This is a genomic window from Terrabacter sp. AAH1 (assembly GCF_054456855.1).
In genome coordinates this window covers 300,106-319,698 of the sequence record NZ_JBTJJV010000004.1, presented here as the reverse complement: position 1 = coordinate 319,698, position 19,593 = coordinate 300,106, and the positions used below count along the sequence as shown (strand labels likewise).

Genomic DNA, 19,593 nt, shown 5'->3' with positions numbered 1-19,593 from the left:
GGGCACTCGTCCGCCTCACGGGTGAAGGTGCCAGACTGGCGCTCGTGACGGCGACCGGCTCCTGGGACATGCCCCTGCGCACCAAGCTGCTCGCCCGCGCCGTGCAACGGTGGCGCGGCGGCATCGCCACCCTCACCCCCGACGGAATCGCCCGCAGCAGAGCGCTTTTCACGCCGCCGCGCGCTCCGTACACCTGGGTGACCGGCCCCGTCCCGGCGTCGGTGCTCGTCGGAGACCTGTCGTTCCCGGCGCGCGACGGGCACCGGATCGCCGTGCGCACCTACCGCCGCCGGGACTCCCAGGGCGACACGCTGCCGGCGCTGCTGTGGTTCCACGGCGGCGGTTGGGTGCTCGGCAACACCCGCGGCTACGACCCCATCTGCGCCTGGCTCGCCGACGTCTGCCGGGTCGCCGTGCTCAACGTCGACTACCGCCTGGCACCCGAGCACCGCGCCCCGCAGGCGGCGCACGACTGCGTCGACGCGGCACGGTGGGTCGCGTCGAGGGGCGAGGCGGACGGCATACGGCCGACGGGGATCGGCCTGGCGGGCGACTCAGCGGGTGGCAACCTCGCCGCCGTGGCCGCGCACGTGCTGCGCGACGAGGCAGTCGACGTGGGCTACCAGGCCCTGCTCTACCCCGCGGTCGACGCCACGATGAGCAGCCCGTCCGTCGCCCAGCACGCCCAGGCCCCGATCCTGACCCGGCCCGACATGGACGCCTTCCTCGCGCACTACCTCGGTGACGGCGAGGACGCCCTCGACCGCCGGGACCCACTCGTGTCGCCGCTGCACGCCCCCGACCACGCGCGCCTGCCGGCCACGCTCGTGCAGACCGCGGACCTCGACCCGCTGCGCGACGAGGGCGGGCGCTACGCCGACGCGCTCCGCCGCGCGGGCAGTCCGGTGCGGCACACGAACTACCCGCGGGTGCCGCACGGTTTCATGAGCTTTCCGGGGGCCACGAGAGCCGGTGCCGCGGCCCGCGCTGAGCTCGCGGACTGGGTCTCCGCCCACGCACACCGTTGAACCTCCGATAGTCTGCCAACGCACGCGAGTCTCGTGAGGGATGGTCTCGAAGTGAACGATGTCGTCGTGTTCAGCGGCTCGGCGCACCCCGCCCTTGCCGACCGCATCTGCTCGCACCTCGGGGTCACGCGGTCCCCCGTCGACATCAAGCGGTTCAGCAACGACTGCCTCCAGGCACAGCTGCTCGCCAACTGCCGGCAGCGCGACGTCTACATCGTGCAGCCGCTCGTGCCGCCCACGCAGGAGCACCTCATGGAGCTGCTCCTCATGATCGACGCGGCACGCGGCGCCTCCGCGGCACAGATCACCGCCGTCATGCCGCACTACGCGTACGCCCGCTCCGACAAGAAGGACGCGTCGCGCATCTCGCTCGGCGGCCGTCTCGTCGCCGACATGATCTCGACCGCGGGCGCCCACCGGGTGCTGACGATGGCGTTGCACGCGCCGCAGGTGCACGGCTTCTTCTCGACGCCCGTCGACCACCTCACCGCGATCGGCGTGCTCGCCGACCACTTCCGCGACGCCGACCTCACGAACTCGATCGTCGTCAGCCCCGACCTCGGCAACGCCAAGGTGGCCACGCAGTTCGCCCGACTGCTCGGCCTGCCCGTCGCCGCCGGCTCCAAGCAGCGAGTCGCCGACGACCGCGTCGTCATCGACTCGATCGTCGGCGATGTCGCGGGCCGACGGGCGATCATCCTCGACGACGAGATCGCCACCGGCGGCTCGATGCTCGAGCTGATGGACCGCCTCAAGGACGCCGGCGCCACCGAGGCGGCCATCGTCTGCACGCACGGGCTCTTCGCCGGCAAGGCCGTCGAGCGGCTGCGCGGCCACCCGTTCGTCACCGAGGTCGTCACCACCGACACGGTGCCCGCCCCCGACGGCTGGCCCGAGCTCACGGTGCGTTCGGTGTCGGCGCTCTTCGCCGAGGCGATCAGCCGCATCCACCACGGCCGCTCGGTGAGCTCGCTCTTCGAGGGCGTCGACCCCACGCACGCGCCGCCCCAGGCCAAGTTGCCGTTCGAGACGCCTGCATGAGCCGCATCCCCTGGTGGCGGCACCCCGGCGTCGCCCTCCTTCTCGACGTCGTGCTCGTCGTCGTGTTCGCTGCCGTCGGACGCGCCAGCCACGACGAGACCAACCCCGTCGTCGGCGCCCTCGCCACGGCGTGGCCGTTCCTCGTCGGCACGGCGCTGGGCTGGATCGTGGTGCGGGTCATGCGCCGCACCTGGCCGGTCGACCTCGCCCCGGGCGTGACGGTCTGGTTCGCCACGGTGCTCGTGGGGATCGTGCTGCGTCGAGCCGTCGGCTCGGGCACGGCGGCCAGCTTCGTCGTGGTGGCCTCGGTCGTGCTGGCGGCCTTCCTGCTCGGCTGGCGAGCCCTGGGCGCGTATGCCGCCCGCCGCTCCCCCGTGCGCACCTGACCCACCCGCCGCGCCCCACCGTCGAACGGGCACCTTGCCGAGCCGGCACAGTGCCCACCCGACCCAGGAAGGTCGAGTGGGCACCGTGCCCTGGCGGTTGGCTGCTCTCCGGGGTCAGAGGTACTGGCCGGTGTTGGCCGTCGCGATGGAACGGCCCGGCTCGGTGCCGTCCTTGCCCTTGATGAGCGTGCGGATGTAGACGATGCGCTCGCCCTTCTTGCCGCTGATGCGCGCCCAGTCGTCGGGGTTGGTCGTGTTGGGCAGGTCCTCGTTCTCCTTGAACTCGTCGACGCAGCTGGCGAGCAGGTGCTCGACGCGGATGCCCTTCTGGCCGGTGGTGAGGAAGTCCTTGATCGCGAGCTTCTTGGCCCGGTCGACGATGTTCTGGATCATCGCGCCCGAGTTGAAGTCCTTGAAGTAGAGGATCTCCTTGTCGCCGCCCTGGTAGGTGACCTCGAGGAAGCGGTTCTCCTCCATCTCCGAGTACATCCGCTCGACGGCCGCCGTGATCATGGCCTCGACGGTCGCGTCGCGGCTGCCGCCGTTGACCGCGAGGTCGTGCTCGTGGAGCGGCAGCGTGTCGGTGAGGTACTTGCTGAAGATGTCTCGCGCGCTCTCGGCGTCGGGCCGCTCGATCTTGATCTTGGCGTCGAGACGTCCCGGCCGCAGGATCGCCGGGTCGATCATGTCCTCACGGTTGGAGGCACCGATGACGATGACGTTGTCGAGCCGCTCGACGCCATCGATCTCGGCGAGGAGCTGCGGCACGATCGTGGTCTCGACGTCGCTGCTCACACCCGAACCGCGGGTGCGGAAGAGCGAGTCCATCTCGTCGAAGAAGACGACGACGGGCGTTCCGTCAGAGGCCTTTTCGCGAGCACGCTGGAAGATCAGGCGGATGTGCCGCTCGGTCTCACCGACGTACTTGTTGAGCAGCTCGGGGCCCTTGATGTTGAGGAAGTAGCTCTTCTCCGTCTGCTTGCCCGTGCGGGCCGCGACCTGGCGCGCGAGCGAGGCGGCCACCGCCTTGGCGATGAGCGTCTTGCCGCACCCGGGAGGGCCGTAGAGCAGCACCCCCTTGGGCGGCTTGAGGGCGTGCTCCTTGTAGAGCTCGGGGTGCAGGAAGGGGAGCTCGACCGCGTCACGGATCTGCTCGATCTGGCCGGCGAGACCACCGATGTCGGCGTAGTCGACGTCGGGCACCTCCTCGAGGACCAGCTCCTCGACCTCGAGCTTCGGGATGAGCTCGTGCACGAAGTTGGAGCGCGGGTCGAGGGTCAGGGAGTCGCCGACCCGGATGCGCTCGTCGAGCAGCGGCGTGGCGATGCGGCACACGCGCTCCTCGTCGCCGTGCGTCACGACGACGACGCGGTCGGGCTCGATGCGCTCCTTGACCGTGACGACCTCGCCCACGCGCTCGTAGCCGTGGACCGAGACGACGTTGAGCGCCTCGTTGAGCATCACCTCGCGGCCGAGCCCGAGCTCCTTCTGGTCGACCGACGGGCTGATCGCCACGCGCATCTTCCGTCCACCCGTGAGGATGTCGACGGCGCCGTCGTCGGGAGCGTCGACCACGAGCCCGTAGGTGCTGGGCGGCTGGGCGAGCCGGTCGACCTCCTTCTTGAGGGTGACGATCTGCTCGCGCGCGTCCTTGAGCGTGCGCACGAGCCGCTCGTTCTGCGACGAGAGCGTCGAGAGGCTCGTCTGCACGTGAGCCAGCCGGGCCTCGAGCTCGCGGGTGCGCTGCGGCGAGTGCCGCGCCACCTCACGCAGGGACTCGACCTCGGCACGCAGGGCTGCGAGCTCGCGGTCCCCCACATCGGGGGCTCCGGCGCCGGCGGCACCTTCAGGGTCTGGGTTGCGGACGTCGTCAGACATCTCGGCCTCCTCATCCGTCACTCGCACATAGTGACGATTCGACCCTAACCCCGCGTCAGCCCAAGTCGTCGGACGTTTCAGCCACTGATCGCCGGAGGCGCCGGATCGTCTTGTCGCTCTTGACCCGTTCGCCCAGCGCTTCAGGGGTCCAGGCATCGGCCGGGATGTCCGTGGACGCGGTGGAACCGGCGACCTGATCGCCCGCTCCGCCCGGCGTCGTCGTGGTGCCGTCCGCGGCGCCGTTGTCACCGTAGGCGCCCTTGGCCGGGCGCCGCTTGCGCTCGGGTGCCTCGACGCCCGGCGCGAGGCGGCGCGTCGTGATGAGGAAGCCGGTGTGGCCGTGCATGCGGTGCTGGGGCCGCACGGCGAGGCCCTCCAGGTGCCAGCCGCGCACCAGCGACTCCCAAGCGGAGGGCTCGGTGAAGCCGCCGTGGGCACGGATGCCCTCGGCGACCCGGCTCAGCTGGGTGGTGGTGGCGACGTAGCAGATGAGCACGCCGCCGGGGATGAGCGCCTCCGACACGGCGTCGAGGCACTCCCAAGGGGCGAGCATGTCGAGCACAACGCGGTCGACCGTGCCGCCCTCGGCGACCTGCGGGAGCGAGGCGACGAGGTCACCCACCGTGACGGTCCAGGCGGGGTGGTCACCCCCGAAGAAGGCGCGGCCGTTGCCGCGGGCGATCTCGGCGAAGTCCTCGCGGCGCTCGAACGACAGCAGGCGTCCGTTCTCGCCGATGGCGCGCAGCAGGGACATCGACAGCGCCCCACTGCCGACCCCGGCCTCGACGACCGTCGCGCCCGGGAAGATGTCGGCCATCTGGACGATCTGGCCGGAGTCCTTGGGGTAGACGACCGCTGCCCCGCGCGGCATCGACATGACGTAGTCGCTGAGGAGGGGACGGAGCGCGAGGTACTCGACGCCGGCGGTGTTGGTCACCACCGAGCCGTCGGGCGAGCCGATGAGGTCGTCGTGCCGCAGGAACCCGCGGTGCGTGTGGAACTCACGGCCGGGCTCGAGGGTGATGGTGTGCAGCCGGCCCTTGGGATCGGTCAGCTGCACCCGTTCCCCCACCTCGAAGACGCCGCGGCGGTTGTGGGCTGCACCGGTGACGAGGGACTGTGCGGCGTCGGTCATGGGAGCACAGTCTAGGTGCCCACGGAGCGGCTCCCGGACACGCGTCGGAGCGCGCTCGCCTCCACCTCGTAGCGGCTCAGGCGGCCGCCGGGACCCCCGAAGAACCGGCGCCGCAGCGCGCCCTCCAGCTCGACCTGGTCGTCCGCCTGCAGGCGCAGGGCGGTGCGACGCGTGGCGGCCGTCCAGCACACCACGTCGATCGTGTCGACGGTGGCCCGGCGCGCCCCCTCCCCCGCGTCCTTGCGCCGACGTGGTGGGTCTGCTCGAGGCACGACCAGTCGTAGGGTCGCGATCCGGTCGCCGCTCGGCAGCTCGCGCTCCTCGGCGGCAGCCGCGACCCGTCCGGCGAGGACGACCTCGTTGCGTCCGACTGCTGCGGCGCTCGCCGCCGCGGCCGCCGCCCCTCCGACCGTCGCGGTGGCGGTCCTGCTCGTGCCCATGGTCACTCCCTCCGGCCCGACCCTCGGGCACTGGCCCCACGCTGGCCCACGGCACGCACGCGGCGCACCGCTCTCGGGCGTCCTGTGGACGACAGCACCCTGAGCAGAGGGGGTGTGGACGGAGCGGGAGACAGACCCTCAGCGACGACCGCGGCGTCCGAGCTCGGCACCGACCACCGCGTTGATGCGCTCTGCCGTGGCCAGGCCCCGCACGTCACGCGTGTCGTCATCGATGACGACGGCCTGCGAGAGGTCGCGTTCGCTCATCACCCGGATGAGGTCGGTCAGGGCCGCGTCGGCGGCCAGGGCCACCACCCATGCCGTGGGCTGGGCGATGGTGACCGAGGCGACGGCCGTGCGGCCGCGTGCCTCTGCCGGCACCCGCACGGCGGACTCGGCGTCCACCAGTCCCAGCGGCCACCCGGCGGGGTCGGCGGCAGCCACGTGCGCACCCTGCGCCACCGCCGTCTGGACCTCGGAGACGGGGGTGCTTCCGGCGACGAGCACCAAGGGCTCGAGCACCTCGGTCGCGAGACCGGACGTGACCTCGTGGATGCGCCCGGTCTGGACGGCAGCCGACGCGCCCTGCCACAGGAAGAACGCGATCGCCACCGGCCACACGATCCCGAAGATGTCCGACGAGCGCCCTTCGACGAGGGGCCGCAGGGCGAACCAGGCCACCGTGAGCACCGCGACGACGCGCCCGAGCCAGCCGGCGGCCACCAGGCCTCGTCCCTTGCTGCCCGTCGCGCGCCACACGAGCGCGCTGACGATCTGGCCGCCGTCGAGCGGCAGCCCGGGCAACAGGTTGAACAACCCCACGAGCAGGTTCGCGAAGGCGACGATGCCGAGCAGCGTGAGGGCGGTCTCGTTCGTGGTGAGCGCACGGATGCCCCAGACGAGGGCGGCGAGGAGCAGGTTCGACAGCGGCCCCACGACCGCGACGATGGCCGTCGTGCTCGGGGACGTGCGCGTGGCGTCGTAGACGGTGTGGCCGCCCCACACGTCGGCGACGATGCGGCTCACGGGGTGGCCGCGCCACTGCGCGGCGAGCGCGTGGGCGGCCTCGTGCACGAGCACCGACACGAGCAGCAGCACGGCGTAGCCCGCGGCGAGCAGGTAGCCGTAGGCCGGCCCGCGGTCGGCGCGAGCGAGGTTCGGACCGAACACCACGACGATGAGCACGGCGATGACCGGCCACGAGCGGCCGAGGTAGACCGGCGTGCCGGCGAGGCTGCCGATCCGCCACCCGTGGGAGGTGCTCCGGCGGGCGGGAGTGCTCATGACCTCAACCCTAGGGCCTGCCCCGCCGAGCCCGGCCCGTGCCGGTCCCGTGCGCCGCCTGTGGGTCGAGTCCGGGTCGAGTCCGGGTCGAGTCGGGGCCCTGTCGCCGCTGCGGCATACAGTCTGGCCATGGTCTCAGCGCTGTCCCCGAGTCGGGCCTCCGACTTCATGTCGTGCCCGATGCTCTACCGCTTCCGGGTCATCGACAAGCTCCCGTCGCCGCCCACCCAGGCGACAGCGCGGGGCACGCTCGTCCACGCCGTCCTCGAGCGGCTCTTCGACCTCCCGGCCGCCGAGCGCACCATCGACGCCGCCGTCGCCCTCGTGCCGCAGGAGTGGCAGCGGCTCGCCGACGAGGAGCCGGCGATGCTCGAGCTGCTGGCCGAGCAGCAGGGCCGCACCGACGAGTGGTTCGCCGGCGCCGCCTCCCTGCTGCAGACGTGGTTCGGCCTCGAGGACCCCACGCGGCTCGAGCCCGCCGAGCGCGAGCTCTACGTCGAGACCGAGATCGACGGCCTCGTGCTGCGCGGTTACGTCGACCGCCTCGACGTGGCGCCGGGGGGTGCGATGCGCGTCGTCGACTACAAGACGGGGCGCTCGCCCTCCGAGCACTTCGAGGCCAAGGCCCTGTTCCAGATGAAGTTCTACGCGCTCGTGCTGTGGCGTCAGCGTGGCGTCATCCCGAAGCGGCTCCAGCTCGTCTACCTCGGCAACAGCGAGATCGTCGCCTACGAGCCCGACGAGCAGGACCTCCTCGGCACCGAGCGCAAGGTCAAGGCGCTCTGGACCGCCATCGAGCGGGCAGCCACCACCGGCGACTGGCGCCCGAGCCCGAGCCGTCTCTGCGACTGGTGCGAGCACCGCGCCCTGTGCCCAGCCTGGGGCGGCACCCCACCGCCGCTGCCGGTCGACGCTGCCGAGCGCGCCGTCGATCCCGCCGTCACCGGCCTCGTCGAGATCGACGCCTGACCTCCGCCCCGTTCGCGCCACCCGGGGCCGTATGCCGTCCGGTGCCGACCCGCAGGTCCGCGCCGGACGGCATACGCCCCCCTCTCCCGCGGGTCAGACGGTGAACTCGTCGGCCACCGACAGGGCCTCGTCGAGGACGGCGAGCCCCTCCTCGGCCTCGGCCGGCGTCGTGGTGCACGGCGGCACGACGTGCGTGCGGTTGAAGTGGGTGAAGGGCCAGAGGCCCCGCTCCTTGCACGCGGCGGCGAAAGCGCCCATCGGTGCGGCTGCCTCACCGCCGGCGTTGTAGGGCACCAGCGGCTCGCGGGTCTCGCGGTCGCGCACGAGCTCGACGGCCCAGAAGACGCCGAGGCCACGCACCTCGCCGACGCTCGGGTGCTTCGCCGCGATCTCGCGCAGTCGGGGGCCGATGACGTCGCTGCCCAGCGTGCGCGCGTTCTCGATGATGCCCTCCTCGCGGAAGGCGTTGATCGAGGCAACGGCCGAGGCGCACGCGAGCGGGTGGCCCGAGTAGGTGAGGCCGCCCGGGAAGGCACGCTGGTCGAAGGTAGCGCGGATCTCGTCGGAGATGACGACACCTCCGAGCGGCACGTAGCCGGAGTTGACGCCCTTGGCGAAGGTGATGAGGTCGGGCCGCACGCCCCAGTGGTCGACCGCGAACCACTCGCCGCACCGACCGAAGCCGGCCATCACCTCGTCGGCGATGAGCATGATGCCGTGCTCGTCGCACAGGTCACGCACGCCCTGCAGGTAGCCGTCGGGCGGAACGAGGATGCCGTTGGTGCCGACGACCGTCTCGAGGATGATCGCGGCGATCGTGTGGGCACCCTCGACCATGATCGTGTCGCGCAGGTGCTGGAGGGCTCGGTCGCGCTCCTGCTCGTCGTCCTGGGCGTGGAAGGCCGAGCGGTAGGTGTAGGGACCCCAGAAGTGCACGACCCCGGGGTAGCCGGGCTCGGAGGGCCAGCGTCGTGGGTCGCCGGTGAGGGTGATCGAGCCGGCGGTCGCGCCGTGGTAGCTGCGGTAGGTGGCCAGCACCTTGTGGCGCCCGGTGTGCAGGCGCGCCATCCGCATCGCGTTCTCGTTGGCCTCGGCGCCGCCGTTGGTGAAGAACACGGCCGAGAGCCCGTCGGGGGCGACCTCGGTGATGAGCCGGGCCGCCTCGCTGCGCGCGTCGTTGGCGAAGGAGGGCTGGATGGTCGCGAGCCGGCCGGCCTGCTCCTGGATCGCGGCGACGACCTTGGGGTGGTTGTAGCCGATGTTGACGTTGACGAGCTGGCTGCTGAAGTCGAGGTAGCGCTTGCCCTGGTAGTCCCAGAAGTACGAGCCTTCGGCGCGCGCGATCGGCAGGGGGTCGATGAGCCCCTGCGCCGACCACGAGTGGAAGACGTGGGCGCGGTCGAGCGCGCGCACCTCGTCCTCGCCCATCTGGTCGAGCAGGTCCTTGACGACGGTCCGGCGGTCCAGGTCGGTCATGGTGGGGATGCTCCTGTCTGTCGGCGCGGTCAGCGGGTTCGCGGGAAGCCGAGGTCGACGGTGGACGTCGCCGGGTCGGGCCAGCGCTGCGTGACGACCTTGCCGCGCGTGTAGAAGCTGATCCCCTCGGGGCCGTACATGTGCGTGTCACCGAAGAGGGAGTCCTTCCAGCCGCCGAACGAGTAGTACGCGACGGGGACGGGGATCGGCACGTTGATGCCGACCATGCCGACCTCGACCTCGTTCTGGAAGCGGCGGGCCGCCCCGCCGTCGCGGGTGAAGATGGCGGTGCCGTTGGCGTACTGGTTGCGGTTGATGAGGGCCAGCCCCTCGTCGTACGTGTCGACGCGTACGACGGAGAGCACGGGTCCGAAGATCTCGTCGCGGTAGACGGTCATGTCGGGCGTCACGCCGTCGAGCAGTGTCATGCCGAGGAAGAAGCCGTCGGTCGGCACGTCCTGCTCGCGGCCGTCGACGACGACGGTGGCGCCGGCCGCGGCGCCCTCCGCGACGTAGCCGGCCACCTTGTCGCGGTGCTCGGCCGTGATGAGCGGGCCCATGTCGGTGCCCTCGGCGGAGCCGGGTCCGACCTTCAGCGCGGGCAGTCGGTCGGAGACGGCCCGCACCAGCTCGTCACCGATGCCGCCGACCGCGACGGCGACGGACAGCGCCATGCATCGCTCGCCGGCCGCGCCGTAGGCGGCCGACACGATCGCGTCGGCCGCCATGTCGATGTCGGCGTCGGGGAGCACGAGGGCGTGGTTCTTCGCCCCGCCGAGGGCCTGGACGCGCTTGCCGTTGGCGGTGCCGCGCTCGTAGATGTACTTCGCGATCGGGGTCGAGCCGACGAAGCTGATCGCGGCGACGTCGTCGTGGTCGAGCAGCGCGTCCACGGCCTCCTTGTCGCCGTGCACGACCGTGAAGACGCCGTCGGGCAGTCCGGCGCGCTTCCAGAGCTCGGCGAGGAACAGCGAGGCAGACGGATCCTTCTCGCTGGGCTTGAGCACGAACGTGTTGCCGCAGGCGATGGCGTTGGCGCACATCCAGAGCGGCACCATGACCGGGAAGTTGAAGGGCGTGATGCCCGCGACGACGCCGAGGGGCTGGCGGATGCTGTAGACGTCGACGCCGGAGGCGGCCTGCTCGGAGAAGCCGCCCTTGAGCAGCTGCGGGACGCCGGTGGCGAACTCGACGTTCTCGAGCCCGCGGGCGATCTCGCCGACGGCGTCGGAGAGCACCTTGCCGTGCTCGGCCGTGACGATCGCGGCCAGCTCGTCGGTGTGGGTGTGGAGCAGCTCGCGGAAGGCGAAGAGGATGGCCGCCCGCTTCGACAGCGAGCTCGCGCGCCACTCCCGGCTCGCGGCGGCAGCGGTCTTGACGGCGGCATCCACCTCGGCGGCCGAGGCCAGGGCGACCTCGCCGGTCTGCCGCCCCGTGGCGGGGTCGTGCACGCGTGCGGTGCGGCCGGAGGTGCCGGGCACGCGCGCCCCCTGGATCCAGTGGTCGATGGTCGTCACGGTGGGCGTCGTCATGCCCGCAACATTACGTTCCAGTCTTGCACCATACAAAGCGCTCATTGCTATGTTACGAACGTGCGAGCGATGATCTCGGCCATCGAGGAGCGCCTCGACGCGCCCACCGCCAAGGGGCTGGCCCAAGCGGTGTCGCGGGCCATCCGCGACGCGACGCTCCTGCCCGGCGACCAGCTGCCACCGATCCGACGGGTGGCGGAGGAGCTGATGATGTCGCCGACGACGGTCAGCGCCGCCTGGCAGCTGCTCGCCCGCTCCGGCACCATCCGCTCCGACGGACGGCGCGGCACCACCGTCGCCCCGACGACACGCGGCGGTGAGCGCTACAGCCGCGCCCTGCGCCACGAGTCACCCGTCAGCCTCGACCTGTCGACCGGCATCCCCGACGGCCTGCTGCTGCCGTCCCTGCACACGGTGCTGGCCCGCCTCGACGACCCCGCCACACCGAGCAGCTACCTCGACGACCCGGTGCTGGACGAGCTGCGGACCGAGCTGCGGCGCGACTGGCCGTATGCCGCGGAGGACCTGCTCGTCGTCGACGGCGCCATGGACGCGCTCGACCTCGTCACCCGCGCGACGCTCCGGCCGGGCGACCTGGTGCTGGTCGAGAACCCCGGGTTCCCTCCGCTCCTCGACCTGTTGGAGGACCGCGGCGTCGACGTCGTCGGGGTCCCGCTCGACGAGACGGGGATCGACCTCGACCGCGTCGAGGCGCTGCTCCCCCGCCGCCCGGTTGCCGTCGTGGTGCAGCCACGGGGTCAGAACCCCACGGGGATCTCCATGTCACCGACCCGGGCCCGTCGCCTCGCCACGCTGTTGAAGGGCCGCGACTGCATCGTCATCGAGGACGACTCCAGCGGGCCGATCTCGTCGTCGTCACCGATCAGCCTCGGCGCGTGGATCCCCGACCAGGTGCTCCACATCCGCAGCTTCAGCAAGTCGCACGGTCCCGACCTGCGCATCGCCGCAGTGAGCGGACCCGGCGCCCTGCTCGCCCCGGTGCGGCACGCGCGCGCCCTCGGCCAGGGCTGGACCAGCCGCCTGCTCCAACGAGTGCTCGCCGGACTGCTCAAGGACGAGGCGTGCACTCGCCAGATCGCCTCTGCCAGAGCGGAGTACGCGCGCCGCCGTGAGCTCGTCGTCACGCGGCTCGCCGAGCACGGCATCCCCGTCCCGGGGTCGGACGGGCTCAACATCTGGGTGCCCGTGCGCGACGAGGCGGCAGCCGTCCTGCGGCTCGCCAGCCACGGCATCGCCGTGACGCCGGGCTCGCCCTTCTCCGTGGAGCCGGTCAGCGGCCCGGCGGGCCACGTCCGGGTCACGACGGGACTGGTGCGGCACGACCACGTCGAGGTCGCCGACCTCGTCGCCGAGGCCGCGACGGTGGGCGCCTGGACCGCCCAGCACCGCTGAGGAAGCGAACCTCTTTGCTGCTCAGGCGCGCTCGGCGTTGCGGGCCTTGACACGTGCGTCCTCGGCGCGCACCTGCGCGAGGATGTCACGCTCGGCGACCAGCCAGTCGGGCATCTCGTCGAGGAGTGCCTTGATCTGCTCGGTCGTCAGGTGCTCACCGACGCCGGCGCGCACGAGCCCGCTGCCCGAGATCCCGAGGCGACGCGCGGTCTCCTGACGGGTGTGCGGCCCGTTGCGACGCAGCGAGGCGAGCCACTCGGGCGGCTCGGCCTGCAGCGCGTTGAGCTCGTCACGGCTGACGACGCCGTCCTGGAAGTCCGCAGGGGTCTCCGACAGCAGGACGCCGAGCTTCTTCGCGGCCGTCTGGGGCTTCATCGTCTGGGACTTGGGCGAAGGCATGGGCCAAGCCTAGGGCGTACCCGACGGGCGTCGTGACGCCGTCGGCTTCGGGCGGCGCCGGTCCTCTACGCTCGGGTGGTGCCTGCAGGAGAGGAACCCACGAACCGGCCGGGCGACGGCGCGCCCTTCCGGGTCGAGTTCGTCCCCGGCGTCACACCCGACAAGTGGCTGCGGATCTGGGGGCGGCGTCTGCCGGACTCCCCCATCGAGGCCGTCCCGGTCGACGATGCCGACGCCGTCGCGCACCTCCACTCGCGCACCGCGTCGATGGCGCTGCTGCGTCTTCCCGTCGACAAGGACGGCCTGCACGTCATCCCGCTCTACGAGGAGGTCCCGGTGGTCGTGGTGGCGAAGGAGCACGTCGTCGCGGCGTTCGACGAGGTGGACGTCGCCGACCTCGCGACCGAGGTGCTGATGCAGCAGCCGGACGCAGTGCCCGAGTGGGCGGCGGCTGCGACGCCGGAGACCCGCGAGCGGTCGGCCGCGATGCCGGCCATGTCGGCGAAGCAGGCCATCTCGGTCGTGGCCAGTGGTTCCGGCATCGTCATCGTGCCGCTGTCGGTGGCTCGCGTGCACCACCGTAAGGACGTCGTGCACCGGCCCGTCGTCGGCGTGGCCCCGTCACGAGTGGGACTCGCTTGGCGGGTCGACGACGACGACCCGCGCCTCGAGGAGTTCATCGGCATCGTGCGCGGCCGCACCGAGCGGAGCACCCGCGGTCCGGCGGCCTCGTCCCCAACCGGCAACGGAGATGGGACCGCTGGTGGAAAGGCCGCCAAGGACGGTCGGGACGGCTCCACGCGCAAGGGCGGCGGACACGACGGCGCCCGCCACCCGCGTACGCGTCAGCGCCCGGGCGGGTCGAAGGGCTCGGCCGGCGGCAACACTCATCGAGGGCGCGGCGGCGCAGGTGGGGGACGCGGCCGGCGTAAGGGCCGCTGAGGCAGGGACGCCGGAACTGCGGGGCTGCCGGGACTGCTCAGGGTCGCCTCGGGGTCGCCTCAGTGCCCCGCCCGCGCCCCCGCCACGATCCGGGTGAGGTCGGCAGCCGAGACGCCCGCGAGCGTGTCGATGTGCACCGCTCCCTCGACCTGTGGCACCGGCACGACGTGCGGGATCGCGATGGTCGGCACCCCGGCCGCGGTGGCCGAGCGCACTCCCGCAGGGGAGTCCTCGATCGCGATGCAGTCGGCGGGGTCAGCCCCGACGAGACGTGCCGCTGCCAGGTAGGGCTCGGGGTGCGGCTTGCCGTGGCTCACCTCGTCACCGGTGACGAGGGCCTGGAAGGCACCTTCGGGCAGCCGGCCGACCACCATGTCGGCGAGGGACCGCCACGACATGGTGACCAGCAGGCTCGGCACGCCCAGCTCGCCGAGCTCGAGCAGCAGCTCGCGCGCGCCGGGACGCCACGGGACTCGTCGCTCGACCTGCGCGATGACGCGTCCGAGCAGGGCGTCGATGATCTCCGGCACCGTGAGCGCGATGCCGGACTGGTCGATGATCAGCTGTGCCGAGACCTCGAGCGCGTTGCCCACGAGCTTGTGGGCGAACTCGTCGTTCCACACCCCGCCGTGCTCGGCGACGAGCTCGTGCTCGGCCTGGATCCAGTACGGCTCGGTGTCGACGAGCGTGCCGTCCATGTCCCACAGGACGGCGGCGGGATAGGTCGGCGCGGCGCTGTCGGCGGTCGCGGCCTGCGAGAGGGTCACCGGGTCAGTCCTCCGGGTCGTAGGCGAGGTTGGCGGACAACCAGCGCTCGGCCTCGGCGAGCGTCCAGCCCTTGCGGTCGGCGTAGTCCTGCACCTGGTCGCGGCCGAGGCGGCCGACGACGAAGTACTGGGACTGCGGGTGCGAGAAGTACCAGCCCGACACGGACGCGCCCGGCGCCATGGCCATGCTCTCGGTGAGGGTCATGCCCGTGTTGGCCTCGACGTCGAGCAGGCTCCACAGCGTCTGCTTCTCGGTGTGCTCGGGGCACGCGGGGTAGCCGGGAGCCGGGCGGATGCCGGCGTACTGCTCCTTGATGAGCGCGACGTTGTCGAGGTGCTCGTCGGGCGCGTAGCCCCAGAACTCCTTGCGCACGCGTTCGTGCATGCGCTCGGCGAACGCCTCGGCGAGCCGGTCGGCGAGCGACTCGAGCAGGATCGCGTCGTAGTCGTCGAGGGAGGCGCGGAACTCGGCGACCTTCTCCTGGCTGCCGAGGCCGGCCGTCACGGCGAAGCCGCCGATCCAGTCGCGCCTGCCCGTGGGGGCGACGTAGTCGGCGAGCGAGCGGTTCGGCACCCCCGCACGGTGGTCGCCCTGCTGGCGCAGGTGGTGCAGCACCGCCAGCGGCTTGGTGCGCTCGTCGTCGAGGTAGACCTCGATGTCGTCGCCCGTCGAGTTCGCCGGCCAGAAGCCGATGACGCCGTTGGCACGCAGCCAGCGCTCCTCGACGATGCGGTCGAGCATGGCCTGCGCGTCGTCGTAGAGCTTGCGGGCCGCCTGGCCGCTGGCCGGGTTGTTGAGGATGTCGGGAAAGCTGCCCTTGAGCTCCCAGGCGTTGAAGAAGGGCTGCCAGTCGATGTAGCGGCGCAGCTCGCCCAGCGGGTAGTCGTGGAAGACCTTGACGTGCTGGGACGCCCGGTGCGACCGCGTGATGGACGAGACGTCGTGGTCCTGCTGCAGCAGCAGGTGCGGGTGCGGCGGGTGGTAGCCGGACCAGTCGATCTCGCTGCGCCGCTCGCGGGCCTGCTCGAGCGTCACCAGGGGGCGGTCCTGCTTCGTCGCGTGCCTGGCGCGCAGCGCATCGTAGTCGTCCTTGACCTTGGCGAGCAGCTTGGGGCGCAGCTCGTCGCTGAGCAGGGCGGCCGCGGTCGGCACCGAGCGTGACGCGTCCTTGACCCACACGACGGGGCCGTCGTAGCGCTGGTCGACCTTGACGGCCGTGTGGGCGCGCGAGGTCGTCGCCCCGCCGATGAGGAGCGGGATCGTGAGGCCCTGGCGCTGCATCTCGGCGGCGAAGCCGACCATCTCGTCGAGCGACGGGGTGATCAGGCCGGAGAGGCCGATGATGTCGGCGTCGTGCTCCTTGGCTGCGTCGAGGATCTTCTGCGCGGGCACCATCACCCCGAGGTCGATGACCTCGTAGTTGTTGCACTGGAGCACGACGCCGACGATGTTCTTGCCGATGTCGTGGACGTCGCCCTTGACCGTGGCCATGACGATGGTGCCGTTGGTGTCCTTCTGCTTCGCCAGCTCGGGGTCGTCGGCCTTCTCCTCCTCGATGAACGGGATGAGGTAGGCGACGGCCTTCTTCATGACGCGGGCGCTCTTGACGACCTGCGGGAGGAACATCTTGCCCGAGCCGAAGAGGTCGCCGACGACGTTCATGCCGTCCATGAGCGGGCCCTCGATGACCTCGATGGGCCGACCGCCCCGCTCGGCGATCTCGGCGCGCAGCAGCTCGGTGTCGTCCTGGATGTGGGCGTCGATGCCCTTCACGAGCGAGTGCGTGATGCGTTCGCCCAGCGGCAGGGCGCGCCACTCCTCTTCGCTGACCTCGGCGGCCGCGCCGGTCTTGTTGTACTCCTCGGCGATCTCGAGGAGCCGCTCGGCGGCGTCGGGACGGCGGTTGAGGATGACGTCCTCGATGCGGTCACGCAGCTCGGGGTCGACCTCGTCGTAGACGGCCAGGGCGCCCGCGTTGACGATGCCCATGTCGAGGCCCGCGGCGATCGCGTGGTAGAGGAACACGGCGTGGATGGCCTCGCGCACGGGGTTGTTGCCGCGGAAGCTGAACGAGACGTTGGAGATGCCGCCCGACACCTTGGCGCCCGGGAGGTTCTCCTTGATCCAGCGGGTGGCCTCGATGAAGTCGAGGCCGTAGGAGGCGTGCTCCTCGATGCCCGTGGCGACGGCGAAGACGTTCGGGTCGAAGATGATGTCCTCGGCCGGGAAGCCGACCTGCTCGGTGAGCAGCCGGTACGCCCGGGAGCAGATCTGCTTGCGACGCTCGAGCGAGTCGGCCTGGCCGTCCTCGTCGAAGGCCATGACGACCGCGGCGGCGCCGTACTTGCGCACGAGTCGGGCGTGCTCGAGGAAGGACTCCTCCCCCTCCTTGAGCGAGATCGAGTTGACGATCGCCTTGCCCTGCACGCACTTGAGCCCGGCCTCGATGACCTCCCACTTCGAGGAGTCGACCATGACCGGCACGCGGCTGATGTCGGGCTCGCTCGCGACGAGCTTGAGGAAGCGGTCCATCGCCGCGACCCCGTCGATCATGCCTTCGTCCATGTTGACGTCGATGACCTGCGCGCCGCTCTCGACCTGCTGGGCCGCGACGGACAGCGCGGTGTCGTAGTCGCCGTCCTTGATCAGCGTGCGGAAGCGGGCCGACCCGGTGATGTTGGTGCGCTCGCCGACGTTGACGAAGAGGCTGTCCTCGGTGATGGTGAACGGCTCGAGCCCCGACAGGCGCATGGCGGGCGGGATGGGTCCGAACTCGCGACGGGGCTTGCCGTCGACGGCCTTGGCGATGGCCGCGATGTGCTCGGGCGTCGTGCCGCAGCAGCCGCCGACGAGATTGACGAGCCCGGCCTCGGCGAACTCGCCGATGATCGCCGCCGTCTCCTCGGGCGCCTCGTCGTACTCGCCGAAGGCGTTGGGCAGGCCGGCGTTCGGGTAGCAGGAGACGAACGAGTCCGCGATGCGCGCCATCTCGGCGATGTAGGGCCGCATCTCCTTGGCGCCCAGGGCGCAGTTGAGCCCGACCGCGAGCGGCGAGACGTGTCGGATGGAGTCCCAGAACGCCTCGGTCACCTGGCCCGAGAGGGTGCGCCCGGACGCGTCGGTGATCGTGCCGGAGACGACGACCGGCCAGCGCCGGCCCTGCTCCTCGAAGAGCGTCTCGACGGCGAAGATCGCCGCCTTGGCGTTGAGGGTGTCGAAGATCGTCTCGATGAAGATGAGGTCGCTGCCACCGTCGACGAGGCCGCGCGCGGCCTCGAGGTAGGCGGCGACGAGCTGGTCGTAGGACACGTTGCGGGCGCCCGGGTCGTTGACGTCGGGCGAGATCGAGGCCGTACGCGTGGTGGGCCCGAGGGCCCCCGCGACGAAACGCGGCTGGCCGGGCGTGCGCGCGGCCATCGCGTCGGCCTCGCGGCGGGCCAACGCGGCCGACTCGAAGTTGAGCTCGTAGGCGAGCTCCTCCATGCCGTAGTCCGACAGCGAGATCGCGTTGGCGTTGAACGTGTTCGTCTCGATGATGTCGGCGCCGGCCTCGAGGTACTCGCGGTGGATGCCGGCGATGATCTCCGGGGCCGTCAGCGTGAGCAGGTCGTTGTTGCCCTGCACGTCACTCGGCCAGTCGGCGAAGCGCTCGCCGCGGTAGCCGGCCTCGTCGGGACGGTCGCGCTGGATCGCCGTACCCATGGCGCCGTCGAGGATCATGATGCGCTGCCCGAGGATCTCGCTCAGGGTCGCGGTGGCATCAGGTCGCTGCTGCGACGAGGACACGATGGCTCCTCTCTGCGGCGCGGGGTGTGCGCCGTCGGACGGGACCGCCCCGAGTCTACGGACCTCGGGCCCGGGCCCGCGCCACCGCCCGCAGTGCGGGCAGCCCCGGCGGCGCGCCCGGCGGCTCCGGCGACTCCGGCTCCGTGAGGGCGGCAGGTCCTAGGCTGAAGGGGTGGACGCGAGCGCGACCACGGTGAAGGAGATGACGTGCTGGAGTTCGAGGACGTGCCGGAGCTGACCAACCCGGTGCTCATCGCGGCCTTCGAGGGCTGGAACGACGCCGGCGAGGCCGCCACGAGCGCCGTCCGGCACCTGGCCGAGGTGTGGGACGCCGAGGTCGTGGCCGCCTTCGACCCCGAGGACTACTACGACTTCCAGGTCAACCGTCCCCGTGTCTCCATCGAGGACGGCCGGCGTCTGCTGTCGTGGCCGACGACGCGCATCCTCGTCGCCACCGAGACCGGCCTCGACCGCGACGTCGTGCTCGTGCAGGGCATCGAGCCGTCGATGCGCTGGCGGGCCTTCTGCATCGAGTTGCTCGAGCTCGCCGAGCAGCTCGGCGTCACGACCATCGTCACCGTCGGTGCGCTGCTCGCCGACGTGCCTCACACGCGACCCATCCCGGTGACCGCGACGGCCGACGACGAGGCGGCCATCCACCGCTTCGACGTCGAGGCCTCCCGCTACGAGGGCCCGACGGGCATCGTGGGCGTGCTGAGCAACACCGCGAGCGAGGCCGGCATCCCGACCGTGTCGGCCTGGGCCGCGGTGCCGCACTACGCCGGTGCAGCCCCGTCGCCGAAGGCGACCCTGAGCCTGCTGCGCCGCATCGAGTCACTGCTCGGCATCACCGTGCCGCACGGCGACCTCGAGGAGAACGCCCGCGCCTGGGAGCGCGGCGTCGACGAGCTGGCCCAGTCCGACGAGGAGGTCGCCGAGTACGTCCAGAGCCTCGAGGAGGCGCAGGACACCGCGGAGCTCCCCGAGGCCAGCGGTGACGCGATCGCGCGCGAGTTCGAGCGCTACCTCCGCGGCCGCGACGACGACCAGACCGGCCGCTGACCCGAAACCTACGATCGAGAGAACGCTCCGTCTCCCTGTGAAGGTGGTGACGGA

16 protein-coding genes are annotated in these 19,593 nt (G+C 71.6%); 7 read left to right on the top strand and 9 right to left on the bottom strand.

Going from position 1 to position 19,593, the window contains the following annotated elements:
• Positions 1-44: 44 nt before the first annotated feature.
• Genes ACXR8F_RS09520 through ACXR8F_RS09510 form a run of 3 tightly spaced genes read left to right on the top strand, consistent with a single transcriptional unit; the run spans position 45 to position 2,455 of the window.
• Positions 45-1,028, top strand: a complete 984-nt coding sequence (locus ACXR8F_RS09520) for an alpha/beta hydrolase (protein ID WP_458799953.1) — start codon at positions 45-47, stop codon at positions 1,026-1,028.
• Between the two features lie 51 nt (positions 1,029-1,079).
• A complete protein-coding gene (locus tag ACXR8F_RS09515; protein WP_045188104.1) occupies positions 1,080-2,069 on the top strand; it encodes a ribose-phosphate diphosphokinase in 990 nt (329 codons plus the stop codon).
• The gene (locus ACXR8F_RS09510) at positions 2,066-2,455 is read left to right on the top strand and encodes a DUF3054 domain-containing protein (protein WP_458799951.1); all 390 of its coding nucleotides are present in this window, start codon (positions 2,066-2,068) and stop codon (positions 2,453-2,455) included. Before ACXR8F_RS09515 ends, ACXR8F_RS09510 begins: the two co-directional genes overlap by 4 nt.
• A gap of 114 nt (positions 2,456-2,569) precedes the next feature.
• Here the strand turns inward: ACXR8F_RS09510 and arc are convergent, their stop codons facing one another.
• The 4 genes from arc to ACXR8F_RS09490 form a co-directional block, all read right to left on the bottom strand.
• Positions 2,570-4,333 carry a proteasome ATPase gene (gene arc / locus ACXR8F_RS09505; protein WP_045188108.1) on the bottom strand — a complete coding sequence of 588 codons (1,764 nt, stop codon included), beginning with the start codon at positions 4,331-4,333 and terminating at the stop codon, positions 2,570-2,572.
• Positions 4,334-4,388: 55 nt separating this feature from the next.
• Positions 4,389-5,468 carry a tRNA (adenine-N1)-methyltransferase gene (locus ACXR8F_RS09500; protein ID WP_045188110.1) on the bottom strand — a complete coding sequence of 360 codons (1,080 nt, stop codon included), beginning with the start codon at positions 5,466-5,468 and terminating at the stop codon, positions 4,389-4,391.
• Between the two features lie 11 nt (positions 5,469-5,479).
• Positions 5,480-5,908 (bottom strand): single-stranded DNA-binding protein, encoded by a 429-nt coding sequence (locus ACXR8F_RS09495; protein WP_458799949.1) that lies wholly within the window; start codon positions 5,906-5,908, stop codon positions 5,480-5,482.
• A gap of 138 nt (positions 5,909-6,046) precedes the next feature.
• The gene (locus tag ACXR8F_RS09490) at positions 6,047-7,192 is read right to left on the bottom strand and encodes a site-2 protease family protein (protein ID WP_458799947.1); all 1,146 of its coding nucleotides are present in this window, start codon (positions 7,190-7,192) and stop codon (positions 6,047-6,049) included.
• Positions 7,193-7,321: 129 nt separating this feature from the next.
• Here ACXR8F_RS09490 and ACXR8F_RS09485 point away from each other — a divergent pair, with 129 nt between their 5' ends.
• Positions 7,322-8,161 (top strand): RecB family exonuclease, encoded by an 840-nt coding sequence (locus ACXR8F_RS09485; protein WP_045188115.1) that lies wholly within the window; start codon positions 7,322-7,324, stop codon positions 8,159-8,161.
• Positions 8,162-8,254: 93 nt separating this feature from the next.
• Here the strand turns inward: ACXR8F_RS09485 and ACXR8F_RS09480 are convergent, their stop codons facing one another.
• Together ACXR8F_RS09480 and ACXR8F_RS09475 are read right to left on the bottom strand one after the other, a co-directional pair.
• Positions 8,255-9,637, bottom strand: a complete 1,383-nt coding sequence (locus ACXR8F_RS09480) for an aminotransferase class III-fold pyridoxal phosphate-dependent enzyme (protein WP_458799946.1) — start codon at positions 9,635-9,637, stop codon at positions 8,255-8,257.
• 29 nt (positions 9,638-9,666) lie between these two features.
• Positions 9,667-11,169, bottom strand: a complete 1,503-nt coding sequence (locus tag ACXR8F_RS09475) for a CoA-acylating methylmalonate-semialdehyde dehydrogenase (protein ID WP_458799944.1) — start codon at positions 11,167-11,169, stop codon at positions 9,667-9,669.
• A gap of 69 nt (positions 11,170-11,238) precedes the next feature.
• Here ACXR8F_RS09475 and ACXR8F_RS09470 point away from each other — a divergent pair, with 69 nt between their 5' ends.
• A complete protein-coding gene (locus ACXR8F_RS09470) occupies positions 11,239-12,582 on the top strand; it encodes an aminotransferase-like domain-containing protein (protein ID WP_458800040.1) in 1,344 nt (447 codons plus the stop codon).
• 21 nt (positions 12,583-12,603) lie between these two features.
• On the opposite strand, the gene ACXR8F_RS09465 is transcribed toward ACXR8F_RS09470, so the two are convergent.
• Entirely contained in the window at positions 12,604-12,981 is a 378-nt protein-coding gene (locus ACXR8F_RS09465; protein ID WP_045188121.1) for a DUF5997 family protein, read from the bottom strand.
• A 78-nt stretch (positions 12,982-13,059) separates the two neighbouring features.
• Between ACXR8F_RS09465 and ACXR8F_RS09460 the strand changes: the two genes are divergently transcribed.
• Complete coding sequence (locus ACXR8F_RS09460) at positions 13,060-13,923, top strand: LysR substrate-binding domain-containing protein (protein ID WP_458799942.1); 864 nt, start codon at positions 13,060-13,062, stop codon at positions 13,921-13,923.
• A gap of 59 nt (positions 13,924-13,982) precedes the next feature.
• Here ACXR8F_RS09460 and ACXR8F_RS09455 read toward each other — a convergent pair whose 3' ends face one another.
• A complete protein-coding gene (locus tag ACXR8F_RS09455; RefSeq protein ID WP_458799940.1) occupies positions 13,983-14,690 on the bottom strand; it encodes an HAD family hydrolase in 708 nt (235 codons plus the stop codon).
• A gap of 4 nt (positions 14,691-14,694) precedes the next feature.
• Complete coding sequence (gene metH, locus ACXR8F_RS09450; RefSeq protein ID WP_045188124.1) at positions 14,695-18,477, bottom strand: methionine synthase; 3,783 nt, start codon at positions 18,475-18,477, stop codon at positions 14,695-14,697.
• A 207-nt stretch (positions 18,478-18,684) separates the two neighbouring features.
• On the opposite strand from metH, the gene ACXR8F_RS09445 reads away from it, so the two are divergent.
• Entirely contained in the window at positions 18,685-19,539 is an 855-nt protein-coding gene (locus ACXR8F_RS09445; protein WP_045188126.1) for a PAC2 family protein, read from the top strand.
• Positions 19,540-19,593: the final 54 nt, after the last annotated feature.

What these genes read in the sequence shown, in the direction of transcription:
- ACXR8F_RS09510 (WP_458799951.1), top strand. Translation starts at nt 2,066, where the DNA reads ATGAGCCGCATCCCCTGGTGGCGGCACCCCGGCGTCGCCCTCCTTCTC.
- arc (WP_045188108.1), bottom strand. Translation starts at nt 4,333, where the DNA reads ATGTCTGACGACGTCCGCAACCCAGACCCTGAAGGTGCCGCCGGCGCC.
- ACXR8F_RS09500 (WP_045188110.1), bottom strand. Translation starts at nt 5,468, where the DNA reads ATGACCGACGCCGCACAGTCCCTCGTCACCGGTGCAGCCCACAACCGC.
- ACXR8F_RS09495 (WP_458799949.1), bottom strand. Translation starts at nt 5,908, where the DNA reads ATGGGCACGAGCAGGACCGCCACCGCGACGGTCGGAGGGGCGGCGGCC.
- ACXR8F_RS09490 (WP_458799947.1), bottom strand. Translation starts at nt 7,192, where the DNA reads ATGAGCACTCCCGCCCGCCGGAGCACCTCCCACGGGTGGCGGATCGGC.
- ACXR8F_RS09485 (WP_045188115.1), top strand. Translation starts at nt 7,322, where the DNA reads ATGGTCTCAGCGCTGTCCCCGAGTCGGGCCTCCGACTTCATGTCGTGC.
- ACXR8F_RS09480 (WP_458799946.1), bottom strand. Translation starts at nt 9,637, where the DNA reads ATGACCGACCTGGACCGCCGGACCGTCGTCAAGGACCTGCTCGACCAG.
- ACXR8F_RS09475 (WP_458799944.1), bottom strand. Translation starts at nt 11,169, where the DNA reads ATGACGACGCCCACCGTGACGACCATCGACCACTGGATCCAGGGGGCG.
- ACXR8F_RS09470 (WP_458800040.1), top strand. Translation starts at nt 11,239, where the DNA reads ATGATCTCGGCCATCGAGGAGCGCCTCGACGCGCCCACCGCCAAGGGG.
- ACXR8F_RS09465 (WP_045188121.1), bottom strand. Translation starts at nt 12,981, where the DNA reads ATGCCTTCGCCCAAGTCCCAGACGATGAAGCCCCAGACGGCCGCGAAG.